Annotated in this window: 15 protein-coding genes and 1 tRNA gene; 7 read left to right on the top strand and 9 right to left on the bottom strand. The window is 67.6% G+C overall.

Annotated features, from left to right (window positions below; genetic code table 11):
• Positions 1-31: 31 nt before the first annotated feature.
• The gene (locus tag GBZ48_RS25100; RefSeq protein ID WP_174473550.1) at positions 32-1825 is read right to left on the bottom strand and encodes an ABC transporter transmembrane domain-containing protein; all 1794 of its coding nucleotides are present in this window, start codon (positions 1823-1825) and stop codon (positions 32-34) included.
• A 233-nt stretch (positions 1826-2058) separates the two neighbouring features.
• Between GBZ48_RS25100 and rpmE the strand changes: the two genes are divergently transcribed.
• Positions 2059-2283, top strand: coding sequence for a 50S ribosomal protein L31 (gene rpmE / locus GBZ48_RS25095; RefSeq protein ID WP_012974887.1), 225 nt, complete (start codon positions 2059-2061; stop codon positions 2281-2283).
• 121 nt (positions 2284-2404) lie between these two features.
• On the opposite strand, the gene GBZ48_RS25090 is transcribed toward rpmE, so the two are convergent.
• Positions 2405-2833 carry a DUF1465 family protein gene (locus GBZ48_RS25090; protein WP_098739216.1) on the bottom strand — a complete coding sequence of 143 codons (429 nt, stop codon included), beginning with the start codon at positions 2831-2833 and terminating at the stop codon, positions 2405-2407.
• Between the two features lie 264 nt (positions 2834-3097).
• Between GBZ48_RS25090 and GBZ48_RS25085 the strand changes: the two genes are divergently transcribed.
• A complete protein-coding gene (locus tag GBZ48_RS25085) occupies positions 3098-3586 on the top strand; it encodes an Hsp20 family protein (protein WP_174473514.1) in 489 nt (162 codons plus the stop codon).
• Positions 3587-3688: 102 nt separating this feature from the next.
• On the opposite strand, the gene GBZ48_RS25080 is transcribed toward GBZ48_RS25085, so the two are convergent.
• The 3 genes from GBZ48_RS25080 to GBZ48_RS25070 form a co-directional block, all read right to left on the bottom strand.
• The gene (locus tag GBZ48_RS25080) at positions 3689-4288 is read right to left on the bottom strand and encodes a PDC sensor domain-containing protein (RefSeq protein ID WP_174473513.1); all 600 of its coding nucleotides are present in this window, start codon (positions 4286-4288) and stop codon (positions 3689-3691) included.
• A 131-nt stretch (positions 4289-4419) separates the two neighbouring features.
• The gene (locus tag GBZ48_RS25075; RefSeq protein ID WP_174473512.1) at positions 4420-5082 is read right to left on the bottom strand and encodes a hypothetical protein; all 663 of its coding nucleotides are present in this window, start codon (positions 5080-5082) and stop codon (positions 4420-4422) included.
• A 253-nt stretch (positions 5083-5335) separates the two neighbouring features.
• Positions 5336-5425 (bottom strand) — tRNA-Ser (locus tag GBZ48_RS25070).
• 208 nt (positions 5426-5633) lie between these two features.
• On the opposite strand from GBZ48_RS25070, the gene rplU reads away from it, so the two are divergent.
• From rplU to GBZ48_RS25045, 5 genes are all read left to right on the top strand, one after another.
• A complete protein-coding gene (gene rplU / locus GBZ48_RS25065) occupies positions 5634-5951 on the top strand; it encodes a 50S ribosomal protein L21 (protein WP_012974890.1) in 318 nt (105 codons plus the stop codon).
• 56 nt (positions 5952-6007) lie between these two features.
• Positions 6008-6295, top strand: a complete 288-nt coding sequence (gene rpmA, locus GBZ48_RS25060) for a 50S ribosomal protein L27 (RefSeq protein ID WP_109048977.1) — start codon at positions 6008-6010, stop codon at positions 6293-6295.
• Between the two features lie 162 nt (positions 6296-6457).
• Entirely contained in the window at positions 6458-7768 is a 1311-nt protein-coding gene (gene obgE / locus GBZ48_RS25055; protein ID WP_174473511.1) for a GTPase ObgE, read from the top strand.
• Entirely contained in the window at positions 7758-8897 is a 1140-nt protein-coding gene (gene proB / locus GBZ48_RS25050) for a glutamate 5-kinase (RefSeq protein ID WP_174473510.1), read from the top strand. Before obgE ends, proB begins: the two co-directional genes overlap by 11 nt.
• A gap of 5 nt (positions 8898-8902) precedes the next feature.
• Positions 8903-9547, top strand: a complete 645-nt coding sequence (locus GBZ48_RS25045; protein ID WP_174473509.1) for an HAD family hydrolase — start codon at positions 8903-8905, stop codon at positions 9545-9547.
• A gap of 21 nt (positions 9548-9568) precedes the next feature.
• Here the strand turns inward: GBZ48_RS25045 and GBZ48_RS25040 are convergent, their stop codons facing one another.
• The 4 genes from GBZ48_RS25040 to GBZ48_RS25025 all read right to left on the bottom strand — a co-directional run bounded on the left by GBZ48_RS25040 (position 9569) and on the right by GBZ48_RS25025 (position 14309).
• A complete protein-coding gene (locus tag GBZ48_RS25040; protein ID WP_174473508.1) occupies positions 9569-10147 on the bottom strand; it encodes a hypothetical protein in 579 nt (192 codons plus the stop codon).
• A gap of 133 nt (positions 10148-10280) precedes the next feature.
• A complete protein-coding gene (locus tag GBZ48_RS25035; protein WP_174473507.1) occupies positions 10281-11456 on the bottom strand; it encodes a divergent polysaccharide deacetylase family protein in 1176 nt (391 codons plus the stop codon).
• Between the two features lie 15 nt (positions 11457-11471).
• Positions 11472-12914 carry a S41 family peptidase gene (locus GBZ48_RS25030; protein ID WP_174473506.1) on the bottom strand — a complete coding sequence of 481 codons (1443 nt, stop codon included), beginning with the start codon at positions 12912-12914 and terminating at the stop codon, positions 11472-11474.
• Positions 12915-14309 (bottom strand): murein hydrolase activator EnvC family protein, encoded by a 1395-nt coding sequence (locus GBZ48_RS25025; protein ID WP_343049658.1) that lies wholly within the window; start codon positions 14307-14309, stop codon positions 12915-12917.
• Between the last annotated feature and the right edge of the window lie 105 nt (positions 14310-14414).

Below are 14414 nucleotides of genomic sequence, written 5' to 3'. Positions count from 1 at the left end.
CGGAGGCGTCGATGCCCCCGGCGATGTCCCCTTAGGCCACCCCGTCCGCGCGGTCGAACTGCAAGGCCGCCAGCCTTGCATAGAGCCCGCCCTGCGCCACCAGCTCGCCATGGGTGCCGGTCTCCACCACGCGGCCCTTGTCCATCACCACGATGCGGTCGGCGTTCAGCACCGTCGCCAGCCGGTGGGCGACGATCAGCGTGGTGCGGCCATGCATAAGCCGGTCGAGCGCGTCCTGCACCATCCGCTCGCTTTCGGCATCCAGCGCGCTGGTCGCCTCGTCCAGCAGCAGCACCGGCGGGTCGCGCAGGATGGCGCGGGCGATGGCAAGACGCTGGCGCTGGCCGCCCGACAGCCGCACGCCCTTCTCGCCCAGAAAGGTGCCGAACCCCTCCGGCAGCGCATCGAGGAAGTCCAGCGCATGGGCGGCCTCGGCGGCGGCGCGCACCTCGGCATCCGACGCGTCGGGCCGGCCGTAGCGGATGTTCTCCCAGGCGTTGGCGGAGAACACCACCGGGTCCTGGGCGACGAGGCCGAGACGGCGGCGCACATCCACCGGATCGGCATCGCGCACATCGACCCCGTCGAGCCGCACCGAACCGGCCTGCGGGTCGTAATAGCGCAGCAGAAGCTGGAACACCGTCGACTTGCCCGCCCCCGACGGGCCGACCAGAGCCACCCGCTCGCCCGGCCTCACGTCCAGCGAGAAGCCTTCCAGCGCCGCCCAGTCGGGACGCGACGGGTAGTGGAAGCGGACATTGTCGAAGGACAGCGCTCCCGCCGCCGGGCTGGGCAACGGCTTCGGCGCGGCCGGGGCACGGATTTCCGACTCGACGGACAGCAGGCTGAACAGACGCTCGGTGGCGCCGGCCGCGCGCTGGAGGTCGCCGATCACCTCGCTGATGGCGCCGACCGACCCGGCGACCACCACGGAATAGATGACGAAGGCCGACAGCTGGCCCGGCGTGATGCGTCCCGCCACCACGTCATGACCGCCGATCCACAGGATGATGCCGACGGCGCCGAAGACCAGAACGATGACGATCACCGTCATCACCGCCCGCACGCGCACCCGGCGGATGGCGACGTCGAAGGCTTCCTCCACCCGTTTGCCGAACAGGGTGCGGTCGATGGCCTCGTGGGTGTAGGCCTGGACCGTGCGGATGGCGGCCAAAGTCTCCTCCACGAAGGAGCCGATGTCGGCGATGCGGTCCTGGCTGTCGCGCGACAGCTTGCGCACCCGCCGGCCGAAGAAAACGATCGGCGCCACCACCAGCGGAACCACCAGCGCCACCAGCCCGGTCAGCTTGGGCGAGGTGATCAGCAGCATGCCGGTGCCGCCCAGGAACAGCAACGCGTTGCGCAGCGCGATGGAGGCGGACGAACCGACCACCACCTGCAACAGCGTGGTGTCGGTGGTCAGGCGCGACAGGATCTCGCCGGTCTTGGTCGTCTCGAAGAAGCCGGGCGACAGGGTCAGCACATGGTCGTAGACGGCGCGCCGGATGTCGGCGACCACCCGTTCGCCGATCCAGCTGACCAGATAGAAGCGGCCATAGGTCGAGGCCGCCATCAGCGCGATCACCGCCAGCAGCACCAGAAGCGAGCGGTCGAGCAGCGAGGTGTCGCCGCCGGCGAAACCCTGGTCGATCAGCACCCGCATCCCCTGCCCCAGCCCCAGCACGGTGCCGGCGGCCACGGTCAGCGCCACCATGGCGCCCAGGATTCGCCACTTGTAGGGAAGCAGGAACGGCACCAGCCGGCGCAGGGGGCCGAGGTCGCGGCGGCGGGCATCCGCCTCGCCACGGGCGGAGGCGGCGATCATGTCGGGGGAGGGTTGGCGAGCCACGCGGTTCCCGCTTGTCTGTTGGGGTTATTGATGCGGATCGGTGGCATATAGCGCGGTGCGGCGACGCCAACAAGGCGATGGACGGGCAAAACCGCCGCAGAAACGGCCTTGGAACCCGCCGAAGACTGCGCGAACGAGGCTCGATTCCGGGGTTGCACCGGCGAAGGCGTTTTGGTATAGACGCCGCTCGCTTTGCAGGAACCCCGGCCATGAAGACTGACATCCATCCCGACTATCACGAGATCACCGTGGTCATGACCGACGGCAGCTCGTTCACGACCCGCTCCACCATGGGCAAGCCGGGCGACACGCTGCGCCTCGACATCGACCCGAAGTCTCACCCGGCCTGGACCGGCGTGCAGAAGCTGCTGGACACCGGCGGGCAGATCGCCAAGTTCAACAAGCGCTTCGCGAACTTCGGCCTCAAGAAGTAAGCGTTACCGCACTTCTATCCTGCCGATGCGAAAAGGGCGTCCGACCGGTTCGGACGCCCTTTTCGTTTGTACTTTTCCGTTTGCATATGGCGCGGCGGCCGCCTTTCCCCCCACCGCAAGCTTACCCGACAGCCGCCGCGGCGGCCTCGCGCTCCACATCGGCGCGGACCATGGCGTCCAGCCGGTGGACACGCATGTAGAGGCTGTGGCTGCGTTCCAGCAGGCTGCGCAGACCGGACGGCAGTTCCTCGTTGTCGGGGCCGCTGGGATCGGAACAGATCTCGCCTCCGGACAGCGCGAAATCCTCGCTCGCCGCCTGCTCCTTCGACATCTCGCCGGCATGAACCGCCTTCTGCGCCAGCAGCCACGCCATCACCTGGGTCAGGCGGCTGGTCACCCGCATGGATTCGTAGGAAATCTGCAAGCGGACCTGAGGCGGCAGCTTCCGGTGTTCAGCCGCATCATGATAGGCGATGTAATTCCGCGCCTCGATCAAGAGGGCCATGGTCTCGTCGTAGGGACCGTTGAAGAAGAAGGTGTGCGAAGTCATGGTCGTCGGCCCCCTCCCGCGGACTTACGGCCCTAGCGTGAGCCTTGCCGCAACTGATTAACAATTGGTGACTGGGCGGTACCCGGCAACCCCAGGCGGGGTCTGGCCGGCGTTTGTGCGACCGCCCTCTTGAACAGGAAAAAGCGCCGATTATCTCTCGCTCGTCAGGCGGATGCCCATACGGGGTCCGCCTCCAACCCCACCTTCGAGGACCGACCAGACCGTGGTCCTCGATGGCCGTATCGCTCTTTCGGAGGATATGTCATGCGTAGCTACGACCTTTCGCCGCTGTTCCGTTCCACCGTCGGTTTCGACCGTCTGTCGCGTCTGCTGGAGACCGCGACCACCGGTGACGAGGCGGCGTCCTATCCGCCCTACAACATCGAAAAACTGAGCGAGGATTCGTACCGGATCACCATGGCCGTTGCCGGCTTTGGTCTGGACGACCTCAACATCGTCGCTCACCAGAACTCGTTGACCGTCACTGGTAAAGCTAAGAAGGACGAGCCGACCGGCCAATTCCTCTACCGGGGTATCGCCGGGCGCGCGTTCGAGCGCCGCTTTCAGCTGGCCGATTTCATCAAGGTGACCAGCGCGTCTCTTCAGAATGGCCTTCTGCACATCGAGCTGGCGCGCGAGGTACCCGAAGCGATGAAGCCGCGGAGCATTCCGATCGTCACTGCCGCCGGCAACCAGTCGGTGGAGGTCGAGACGCCCGCTCCGGCCCCCGCCCTGACCCAGCAGGCGGCCTGACGCCCTGACGCGGTCCGTCCGCTTTTGAAGCGGACATGAGAACGGCGCCCCGGACCATCCGGGGCGCCGTTTGCTTTGCCGAACCGCCGCTGCGGGTGACGCCTATTGGCCCAGCTTCGCGGTGTCCAGAACAATCATCGCCACGCCGATCTTCTGCTTGCCCGCCGGGTCCATCACCGGAACGCTGGCCTCGGTCAGCATGGCGCCGGTCTTGTCGTCCTTCTCCGGGTCGGTCATGTAGAGATCGGCATTGCTGGTGAAGATCTTCTGCCATTTCGGCTCGTCGCCCTGCCAGAAGTCGGAGGTCCCGGCAGTCTGGCCGACATTCAGCCCATGGTCGTCCATCAGAAGGATTTCGACGATCCGGCCATTGCTGCCGGCGACGACCTGCTTCAACTGCTTGGACACCGCATTCGACGAGACCTCATCGAAGGCCGGGTTGGCGCCTCCCGCCTTAGCCGCCGCCTTCCAGGTGTTGTCCATCTCGTCGATCTTGGCCTGGGCGATGCCGGCATTCCTGCTGTTCTGCGATTTCACCGCGCCCACCACCGCCGGATCGGCCAGCCATGGCTGGGCCTGCTGGCTGACCGCCTTGCGCACCGCGCCTTCCAGCGCGGGATCCGCGGCGGATGCCATCGAGAGCGTGCCTGTGCACAGAAGGGAAATCGCGCAGCCGGCGATCCAGTATCGAGCCTGCGTCATGTGATGTCCTCCCAGTCGTTTGGCCCAGTCATGGGCGGGGCGATGGTCGGACTCCCGAAGCTGGCACCACAGCGTCGGGGTTTGTTTTTCCGTCAAACGGAAGATCCGTGATACGGATTAAATGCCGGAGATCACTGGCGCGGAAAGCTGTCCGGCGGCGCGAGCACCCACTCGGCGTAACCGGCGCGCAGCAGCTCATAGGCGGCGACCAGCCCGGCAGCCCCGGCATAGGCAGTGACCAGCACCTGTTCCGGCGATACCTGCGCGCCGAAGACGATCAGCAACGCGCCGAGGAAAGGCCCGCCCAACAGGAATGCCGCCAGCCACAGCGGTTCGGCCGACAGCCAGGCGCTGAGCACCGCGCGGGTCCGCTGCGACAGGCGCAGCAGTCCGCCGGCCTTGGCGTCGAGCGCCTCGAGGCTGCCGGCGCGCAACTCCGCCAGCCGCCGGCCATCGCCGTCGATGAAGACGACCTCCACCTTCATGCCATGGCGGCGGACAGAGGCGCGCACCGAGTCGCCAAGCCGCGTCTCCAGCAGGATCGCGTTGCCGCCCAGCGCAGGCAGAGCGTCGCGCACCTCCTCCGGCGGCTCGCCCCATTCGCGCAGCGCCGCCAGGATGACACGGGGGTCGTCGCAGGGAATCGCATCCATATGGATCACCCGCCCCAGCGGCGTCGTCACCTTCAGGACCAGCACCTGCTCCGCCGGATCGTGGGTGCCTTCGACGCGCAGGCCGCCGTCGACGACATAGGAGAAGCGCAGGCACCCGTCGTGGCGGCTGAGCGTGTTCATGGCGGCACCCCTCCGGTCGCATCCCTGGCGGATCGCACCGAAGGGATCTGGGCGTTGGTGTTGAGATGACCAACAAACCAGCCGGGGGAACGGCCATCGCGACGGCCCGGAGAAAAAGGAGGTGCCCAACCGGAAAAGACCGGGGCAGCCGAGAGAAAGGCAACCGATACGAAGGCGGCCGCGAGCCGGACAAGAAAAAAGCGCCTAGCCGATCCGGCTGGCGCTTTGCAATTTACTCTCTGGTGAGAGAGAATGGCGGATGGGGGGAGATTCGAACTCCCGATACCCGTGAGGGTATGCCGCATTTCGAGTGCGGTGCATTCAACCGCTCTGCCACCCATCCGCTGCCCCGTTTGGCGGGGTGGGCGGAACCTATATAAACGCCTCCGGCCGCGCAAGCCTTTTTTGCAGAAAAATGCGAAGCTTTTCGGCCGTATCCCTGTTGACTCTCAGGCCACCTTGAGTATAGATCGTCGCTCCCATGAACGGGCTTGCGCATCGAACGGTGGGCGAGAAGCCCGCCGTTTGTTTTGACATAGGCAGTGACGACAATGTTTGCAGTGATCCGCACCGGCGGCAAGCAGTACAAGGTCGCCAATGGCGACGTGATCCGTGTTGAGAAGCTCGAGGCCGATGCTGGCGCCTCCATCACGCTCGATGACGTGCTGATGGTCGGCGACGCAGGCAACACCACCATTGGCACCCCGACCGTGGCCGGCGCCTCGGTCGTCGCCGAGGTCGTCGCCCAGGATCGCGGCCCGAAGATCATCGTCTTCAAGAAGAAGCGCCGCCAGAACTACCGCCGTAAGAACGGCCACCGCCAGGACCTGACCGTCCTGCGCATCACCGGCATCAACGGCGCGGCCTGATCCGGGTCTTCCGGTCAAGCTTCCAGGCGCATCTTCAGTATTAGGAGCAACACCCCATGGCACACAAAAAGGCAGGCGGCTCGTCCCGCAACGGCCGTGACTCCGCCGGTCGCCGTCTCGGCGTGAAGCGTTTCGGTGGCGAGAACGTCGTCTCCGGCAACATCATCGTCCGTCAGCGTGGCACGAAGTTCCACCCGGGCGAGAATGTCGGCCTCGGCCGCGACCACACCATCTTCGCGATGGCCGACGGTCAGGTTTACTTCAAGCACAGCTCGAACGGCCGCACTTTCGTGAACGTCGTTCCGGCCAACGACCAGGAAGTTCCGGCCGTCGCCGCCGAGTGATCGGGCCGAACAACCAGTAAGGTCGTTGAGCGGCCTGTGTCGCAGGCCTGCACGCTTGTGGGATAAAATCGGGGGACCGGGCGACCGGCTCCCCGATTTTCGTTTTCAGTCCGGTGCCGTCCCGCCGCCGGTTCCCCTTCCGTTTACGGGCAAGGTCCCCCGATGAAGTTTCTCGATCAGGCCAAGGTGTTCTTGAAGAGCGGTGACGGCGGACCCGGTGCCGTGGCGTTCCGGCGCGAGAAGTTCATCGAGTTCGGCGGCCCGGACGGCGGCGACGGCGGCCGTGGCGGCGATGTGATCATCGAGGCGGCGGACGGCCTGAACACGCTGATCGATTACCGCTACAAGCAGCACTTCAAGGCGCAGCGCGGCCATCACGGCATGGGCAGCAACCGCAACGGCGCGCGTGGCGAGGATGTCGTCCTGAAGGTGCCGGTCGGGACCCAGATCCTGGACGAGACCCAGGAAACCGTGCTGTGCGACCTGACCGAGGCCGGCCAGCGCCGCGTCTTCCTGCGCGGCGGCGACGGCGGGCACGGCAACGCGCACTTCAAGACGCCGACCAACCGGGCGCCGCGCAAGTTCCACCCCGGCTGGCCGGGGCAGGAGCAGTGGGTGTGGCTGCGGCTGAAGCTGATCGCCGATGCCGGCCTGCTTGGGCTGCCCAATGCCGGCAAGTCGACCTTCCTGGCCGCCACCACCGCGGCCAAGCCGAAGATCGCCGACTACCCCTTCACCACGCTGGCTCCCAACCTGGGCGTCGTCCGCGCCGGTGACGAAGAGTTCGTCATCGCCGACATTCCCGGCCTGATCGAGGGCGCGCACGAGGGCCATGGGCTGGGCGACCGCTTCCTCGGTCACGTCGAGCGCTCGCGCATCCTGCTGCACCTGATCGACGGCACGGCCGACGACGTCGTCGCCTCCTACCGCACGATCCGGAACGAGCTGGAGGCCTATGGCGGCAACCTCGCCGACAAGACGGAGGTCATCGGGCTGAACAAGTCCGACGCCCTGCTCGACGAGGAGATCGAGGAGAAGAAGGCGGCGCTGGAGGAGGCATCGGGCGCCGAGGTCATGGTGCTGTCGGGCGCCACCGGCCAGGGCGTGAAGCAGGTGCTCTACCGTCTGCTGACCGTCATCAAGGAGTCGAAGGCGGAAGAGCCCGAGGTCATCAACGCCCCGGCGACCCGCTCCATCCCGCGCCCACCGGTCGGCCAGAAGCTGCCCGACGACGGTGAGATGCAGTGGGACGATGAAACCGGCGAATGGGTCGGCGGCGAGGAAGGCAATCTCGAGGATGAGGATTTCGAGGAGGAAGACCTCGAAGCCGCCCAGCTTGAAGAAGGCGATCTCGAAGAGGGTGAGGAGCTGGAGGACGGCGACTCGGACGAAGCCCTTGACGGAGAGGAGCCGGAAGGCGAAGAGGACGGTTCGGACGACGATACGGACGGAACCTCCCGCCATGGCGCTTGACGCCCCTACCCTTCTCGAATCCCGCCGGCTGGTCGTGAAGATCGGCTCGGCCCTTCTGGTCGACGGGGAAACCCGGCAAATCCGCCGGGACTGGCTCGACGCGCTGACCGACGACGTCGCCGCCTGCCGCAAGCGCGGGCAGGAGGTTGTGATCGTCACCTCCGGCGCCGTCGCCTGCGGGCGGGAGCATCTTGGCCTCGTCGGCCGGGCGCTGAAGCTGGAAGAGAAACAGGCCGCCGCCGCCACCGGCCAGATCCGCCTTGCCCACGCCTATCAGGAAACGCTGGCCCGCCATGACGTCACCGTCGCCCAGGTGCTGGTGACGCTGGAGGACACGGAAGAGCGGCGGCGCCACCTGAACGCCCGCAACACCATCGACACGCTGCTGAAGCTGGGTGCCGTTCCCGTCATCAACGAGAACGACACGGTCGCCACCGCCGAAATCCGTTTCGGCGACAACGACCGGCTGGCCGCCCGCGTCGCGCAGATGGTCAGCGCCGACACGCTGGTTCTGCTGTCGGACATCGACGGCCTCTACACCGCCGACCCGCGCAAGGACCCGGACGCCCGCCACATCCCAACCGTGCGCGAACTGACGCCGGAGATCGAGGGCATGGCCGGCGAGCCGCCCCCCGGTTACAGCAGCGGCGGCATGGTGACCAAGATCGCCGCTGCGCGCGTCGCCCTGTCGGCCGGTTGCCGCATGGTCATCGCCAAGGGCAAGCGCATGAACCCGCTGACGGCGCTGGAGCAGCGGCCGGAGGATGGCGGCGCGCTCTGCACCTGGTTCCTGCCGTCGGCCGAGCCGACCAGCGCCCGCAAGGCCTGGATTGCCGGCCATGTCAACGCCACCGGCGTGCTTGTGGTCGATGACGGTGCCATGCGCGCCCTGTCCCACGGTGCCAGCCTGCTGCCCGCCGGCGTCAGTGCCGTGCAGGGAGACTTCGACCGCGGCGACGTGGTGATCGTCCGCACGCAGGAGGGGCGCGAGGTCGCCCGCGGCCTCGTCGCCTACAGTGCCGACGACGCCCGCAAGATCCTGCGCCACAAGAGCACCGAGATCCCGGAGATCCTGGGCTATCAGGGGCGGGACGAGATGATCCACCGCGACGATCTGGTGGTGCGGTGACCGTGATGTCGCGCCCCCCGATCCGTGCCATCCTGTGGGACATCGACGGCACGCTGATGGACAGCGAGCCCTGGCACCAGCAGATCACAGTCGATGTCTGCCGCGGTTATGGCCATGAACTGAGCGAGGAGGACTGCCGGTCGATGCACGGCGTGGCGTTCCGCGAGATCTACGCCGCCCTGCATGCCCGCCGCCCCTTCCCCATCGACCTGCATGTCTGGGCCGACGAAATCAACGCCCAGTATGTCGCCAACGTTGATCGGGTGCGCCCGCGCGAGGGCGCCTTCGCCCTGGTGGAGGCCTTCGCCGTCCGCGGGCTGGCCCAGGCCTGCGTGTCGAACGGCGGGCGCATGATCGTCGATGCCAACATGCGGGCGATGGCGATCCCGCATTTCCGCTTCAGCATCGCCCGCGAAGACGTTGCCAACGGCAAGCCCCATCCGGAGCCCTACCTGCTGGCGGCAAAGATGCTGGGACTGCCGCCGGAAGCCTGCGCGGTGATCGAGGACAGCCCCACCGGCGCCCGCAGCGCCAAAGCTGCCGGCATGCTGACCATCGCCTGGCCCCAACACCCCGCCGTGGTGTTCGACACGGTGGACCATCTGGTCGAGGACCCGGGGGCGCTGGATTGGGATGCGCTCTGCGGCTGAAGGGCACTGCCGACAGTCCCCTCAGTCCAACGTCCACTTTGCCATCTGCGGGAACGGGGCCAGCCCATTGTCGCCCATGAATGCGAACATCCCCGCATAGCCGGTGAAGCCCGCCTGCGCCAGATTGATCAGGCCGGAATGGGTTCCCTGCTCGATCCAGGCCAGCATCGGGTGGGTGCCCTCATAGCCGCTGCACCGGTAGGAGCCGGGAAAGAACAAGCATTCCTGCGGCAGGTCCAGATGCCGGACCACAGCATAGGACCAGGCTTGCGACATGAATTCGCCCTGGCGGGCGGCCCTGGTCAGGATCGGGTCGGGGGTGCCGTCGCGCGCGGTCTGGTCGGCGAGGATGGTGTCGATGTCCGCCTGCACGTCACGCCCCAGCGACGGCCAGCATTGACGCGGCAGGACGATGATATGCCCAGCCTCATGCAGCAGGTCGCCCGGTCCCAGCAGCGTCTCCGGATCGACATGGAGCGCCCCGGCCTGGATGTTCACACCGGGTAGGAAGCCGCCATGGGCAGCGTCGCCATACTCCACCTGCATGCCGATGCCACGCAGGAACGCGACAATGGGCTCCAGCGCTTCCGGATGAAACATCCGCCCTCTCCGCCAATTCGAAAACCGGCGGGGATATTCTCGTATAGGACGCAATCGCGCAAGACATAGGCGTGCATCCGGCCGACGCGCGTTGTCGCATTCAGACCAATCGGGTGAGAAGCCGGCCGGTACGCTATTTCTGGATATTGACCACAGCCGACACCGGGGCCAGCGCGATGCCGCGGTCGGCCAGAGCGGTCATCCAGAGATTGAGGCGCTCGATCGTCGTCGGATAGGGGGAGGCGAAACCGACGGCGGCACCGTTGGTCTTGGCAATCTCTTCCAACTCACGCAGTTGGTCGTCGATGGCGCCGCGCGACAAGTCGCGGTCGATGACACGGTCGCCCAGCGCCCGCGGCACGCCGGCCAGATTGGCGAGCGGCCCGGCGACGCTCTTGGGATTGGCGCGGGCATCGACCAGCAGCAGGCCGCGAGCCTTCAGCGCGTCGATCACCGGCTGCATCGCCGCCGGGTTGGCTGTGAACTTGCTGCCGGTGGTGCTGGTGATGCCGACATAGCCCACCGCCTTGCCCAGCGACCATTCCAGCCGCTCCACATTGCGGTCGGGGCCGAGCATGGTCAGCAGCGCATTGGGGCCGGGATCGTCACGCGGGTAGTTCAGCGGCTCCATCGGCACCGACAGCATCACCTCGTGCCCCTTGGTGCGGGCACGCTCGACCCAATCGTCCAGCCGCTCGGCATAGGGCAGGAAGGCCAGCGTGATGCCGGGCGGCAGCTTCGCCAGCGCATTGCCGGTGGTGACGCCGCTGAGCCCGAGGTCGGACATCACGATGGCGATGCGCGGCCGCTTGTCGGTCGCCGGGAATGGCCGGGCATAGACCTGCCAGGGCTTGCGCCCGTCCTGGGCGATGCGCGGCAGCGGGCCGTTGCGGCTGTCCTCCACCAATCCCGGCACCGGGGCCGGGACCAGCGTCACCGCCGCCGCCGGAACACCCGGCAGCGGCAGCGGGGCGGCATCGGTCGGCAGCGGCGGCGGAACCGCCGATGCTGCAACCTTGGGCTCCGGCGGCGGTGGCGGCGGCAGCGGGGCGACCGCCACCGTCGTCGACGGAATCGACGCCTGCCACGCGTCCCGCGTTGCCCCGCCGTTCAGCGCCAGCCAACCGGCCAAGCCGGCATAGGCGACCGCCACCACGGCGACGGCACCCAGCAGGGCCTTGGAAAGCGGCTTGCGCGGCCGCCCTGCCGGGTCGTCTCCGTTGCGACGGAAACGGCGCAGCCAGCCGAGCCCGGGGCGCAGGCCCCGGACATCGAACCGCAGACGACCGAGCAGGGCGGGAGCCTTCACCGTCGTTCGCTCCGATCAGCGCGCCGCGGAGCGCTGCTGGAACAGGGCGACGCCACGCAGCAGATCCAGCGCGCGGGCGAGCTGGAAGTCGAAGGGCGGCTCCGCCCCCTCCGCCGCCGCACCCTCGGCCGGGGCGGGAGCGGCACCCGGAGCAGGGGCAGCACCGGGAGCAGCACCGGGCGCCGCCGGGGCGGCACCTGCGCCCGATCCCGGAGCCGGCGCTGCCGGGTTCGGAGCGGCCGGCGTGCCGGGAGCGGCCGGGTTCGTGGTGGCCGGACGCGGCGCCTTGTTGGCGGCGTCGGGGTTGACCAGCGCGCCCTTCAGATCGGCCTCGCGACGGCGGATGACGTTCTTGTCCAAGTCCTCCACCTTGGCGACATGCACCTCGATATCCGGGGTGATGCCGAGCTGCTGGATCGAGCGTCCCGACGGCGTGTAGTAGCGCGCCGTGGTCAGACGCATGGCGCCATGACCGGGCAGCGGGATGATGGTCTGCACCGATCCCTTGCCGAAGCTCTGAGTGCCCATGATGATCGCGCGCTTGTGGTCCTGCAGGGCGCCGGCGACGATTTCAGAGGCCGAGGCCGACCCGCCGTTGATCAGCACCACCAGCGGCATGCCCTTGATCAGGTCGCCCGGCTTGGCGTTGAAGCGGGTGCCCTCCTCGGCGCGCCGGCCGCGGGTCGACACGATCTCGCCCTTCTCCAGGAAGGTGTCGGAAACCGAAACCGCTTGGTCGAGCAGGCCGCCCGGGTTGTTGCGCAGATCGAGCACGAAGCCCTTCAGCTTGTCGCCCAGCTGCTGCTGGATGGAGGAGATCGCCTTCTCCAGCCCGCTCTGCGTCTGTTCGTTGAAGCTGGTGACGCGGATGTAGCCGATGTCGCCTTCGGTGCGGAAGCGGACCGACTGCACCTTGATGACGGCGCGGGTCAGCGACACGGTGAAGGGCTCTCCCGCCTCGCCGCGGCGGACGGTGACCTTCAGCTCGCTGCCCACCGGCCCGCGCATTTTCTCCACCGCCTCGTTCAGGCTGAGGCCCATCACCGCCTCGCCGTTCAGCTGGACGATCAGGTCGCCCGGCTGCAGGCCGGCGCGGAAAGCCGGGGTGTCGTCGATGGGCGACACGACCTTCACCAGGCCGTTCTCCATCGTCACCTCGATGCCCAGCCCGCCGAACTCGCCGCGGGTCTGGACCTGCATGTCCTGGAAGCTCTTCTTGTTCAGATAGCTGGAATGCGGGTCGAGCGAGGTCAGCATCCCGTTGATCGCCGATTCGATCAGCTGTTCGTCGGTCACCGGCTCGACATACTCGGCGCGGACGCGCTCGAAGACGTCGCCGAACAGGTTCAGCTGCCGGTAGGTGTCCGACGAATTGCTGGACTGAGCAGTGACGGTGGCGACGCCGGCGCCCAGAAACACCAGAGCTGCCGCCGTTGCGGCGCGCTTGAACATCCTCATCTACCCTTGTCCTTTCCCCTCCGGGGCGCCGAACCCGCGTTGCGGATTGATCGGCTGGCCGTTTCGTCGCAGCTCGAAATAGAGATCCGGATTGCCATCCGGCGGCATGACCGCCAGCGGTTCCCCACTGGCCACCTTACGCCCGACGGCCGTTTCGATCCGGCCCAAACCCGCAATCAAACTATGATATCCGTTGCCATGTTCCACGATCAAGATGAGGCCATAGCCCTTGAAGGGACCGGCGAACACGATCGTGCCGCCGCGCGGCGCCACCACGGTCGCTCCGGCCCGGGTCTGGACCGTCACGCCACGGCTGGTCGCGCCATAGCGGTCGGCCTCGCCGAAGCGGGTCGTCAGCTTGCCGGCAGCCGGCAGAACCATGCCGGAGACGGCCGGCGGGCCGTCAGGAGACTTCGCGGCCAGCTCGCGTTCGCGTGCCGCCTCCCTGGCGGCCTCGTCCTTTGCGCGCTTTTCCTCGGCGGCCTTCTGTTCGGCGATTTTCTGTTCGGCGGCGCGCAGTTCGGCCAGCTTTCGTTCGGCCTCCTTGCGCTCGGCTTCCTTCTGGGCGGCAAGGCGACGTTCGGCCTCGCGCTTTTCCGCTTCGCGCTTGGCGGCTTCCTTGCGCTCCGCCTCGCGCCGCTCGGCTTCACGGCGGGCGGCGGCTTCGATGGCGGCGCGGCGTTCGGCCTCGATGCGCTCCATCAGCTGGCGGAGGTCGGTGGCCTGCCCCGACAAATCCGCCATGCGCTGGCCGACCTGGACGCGCTCCTCCTCCGTCTGGCGCGACAGCTCCTCGCGCCGGGCGATCAGGCGGTTCATCTCGTCCTGCTTTTCGGTCAGCGCCACCCGCGCCGCCAATGCCTTCGCCCGCTGGTCGACCAGCTTGCCACGGGTGTCGGCCAGCGCGGTCAGCGCCTGGGACAGCGCATCGGCCCGCGCCCTCAGCGCCGGCACGGCGTCGCGCAGCAGCAGGGCGGAGCGCAGGGTGTCCACGGGGCTTTCCGGCCGAGCCAGCGCCGCCTCCGGCGGGATGCGCGCCAGCCGTTGCAGGGCGGCCAGCAGGGTGGCGATCTGCTGACGCTCGGCGTCGAGACCGGCGGAGCGCTCGCGCTCTTCCGCCTCAAGGGCGGTGAGCGAGTCTTCCAGTTGGTCGAGCGTCTGCTCCTGCCCGCGGGCCTGATCGGCCAGCGCGATCAGCCGGCCGCGCAGGGTATCGAGTTCGGTCTGAAGCGCCTGGGACTGGCGTTCCAACTGCTGCTGGCGCTGCTTGCCGGTCTGAAGCTGCTGCTCGACCCGCTTCAGCGTGTCCTTGGGAGCTTCGGATTGGGCATTCGCCGGCTGGGCAATGATCAGACCGGCGATGACGACGAAGCCGGCGAGGATACCCTCTCCCACCCCGGAAACCCTCTCCCCTCCGTGGAGAGGGCTGGGTGAGGGGGGGCCATTGCGTGGCTCAAGTCGAAACACCGAGCCTCGCCCCAACTCATTTGCCACTCCAAG

The sequence above is a fragment of the Azospirillum melinis genome (genome assembly GCF_013340935.1).
Classification (GTDB): Bacteria; Pseudomonadota; Alphaproteobacteria; order Azospirillales; family Azospirillaceae; genus Azospirillum; species Azospirillum melinis.
This window is presented reverse-complemented; position numbering and strand designations above follow the sequence as displayed.

Bases quoted from the DNA above. Each gene is read 5' to 3' on its own strand.
- GBZ48_RS25100 (WP_174473550.1), bottom strand. From the start codon at position 1,825: ATGATCGCCGCCTCCGCCCGTGGCGAGGCGGATGCCCGCCGCCGCGAC.
- rpmE (WP_012974887.1), top strand. From the start codon at position 2,059: ATGAAGACTGACATCCATCCCGACTATCACGAGATCACCGTGGTCATG.
- GBZ48_RS25090 (WP_098739216.1), bottom strand. From the start codon at position 2,833: ATGACTTCGCACACCTTCTTCTTCAACGGTCCCTACGACGAGACCATG.
- GBZ48_RS25085 (WP_174473514.1), top strand. From the start codon at position 3,098: ATGCGTAGCTACGACCTTTCGCCGCTGTTCCGTTCCACCGTCGGTTTC.
- GBZ48_RS25080 (WP_174473513.1), bottom strand. From the start codon at position 4,288: ATGACGCAGGCTCGATACTGGATCGCCGGCTGCGCGATTTCCCTTCTG.
- GBZ48_RS25075 (WP_174473512.1), bottom strand. From the start codon at position 5,082: ATGAACACGCTCAGCCGCCACGACGGGTGCCTGCGCTTCTCCTATGTC.
- rplU (WP_012974890.1), top strand. From the start codon at position 5,634: ATGTTTGCAGTGATCCGCACCGGCGGCAAGCAGTACAAGGTCGCCAAT.
- rpmA (WP_109048977.1), top strand. From the start codon at position 6,008: ATGGCACACAAAAAGGCAGGCGGCTCGTCCCGCAACGGCCGTGACTCC.
- obgE (WP_174473511.1), top strand. From the start codon at position 6,458: ATGAAGTTTCTCGATCAGGCCAAGGTGTTCTTGAAGAGCGGTGACGGC.
- proB (WP_174473510.1), top strand. From the start codon at position 7,758: ATGGCGCTTGACGCCCCTACCCTTCTCGAATCCCGCCGGCTGGTCGTG.
- GBZ48_RS25045 (WP_174473509.1), top strand. From the start codon at position 8,903: ATGTCGCGCCCCCCGATCCGTGCCATCCTGTGGGACATCGACGGCACG.
- GBZ48_RS25040 (WP_174473508.1), bottom strand. From the start codon at position 10,147: ATGTTTCATCCGGAAGCGCTGGAGCCCATTGTCGCGTTCCTGCGTGGC.
- GBZ48_RS25030 (WP_174473506.1), bottom strand. From the start codon at position 12,914: ATGAGGATGTTCAAGCGCGCCGCAACGGCGGCAGCTCTGGTGTTTCTG.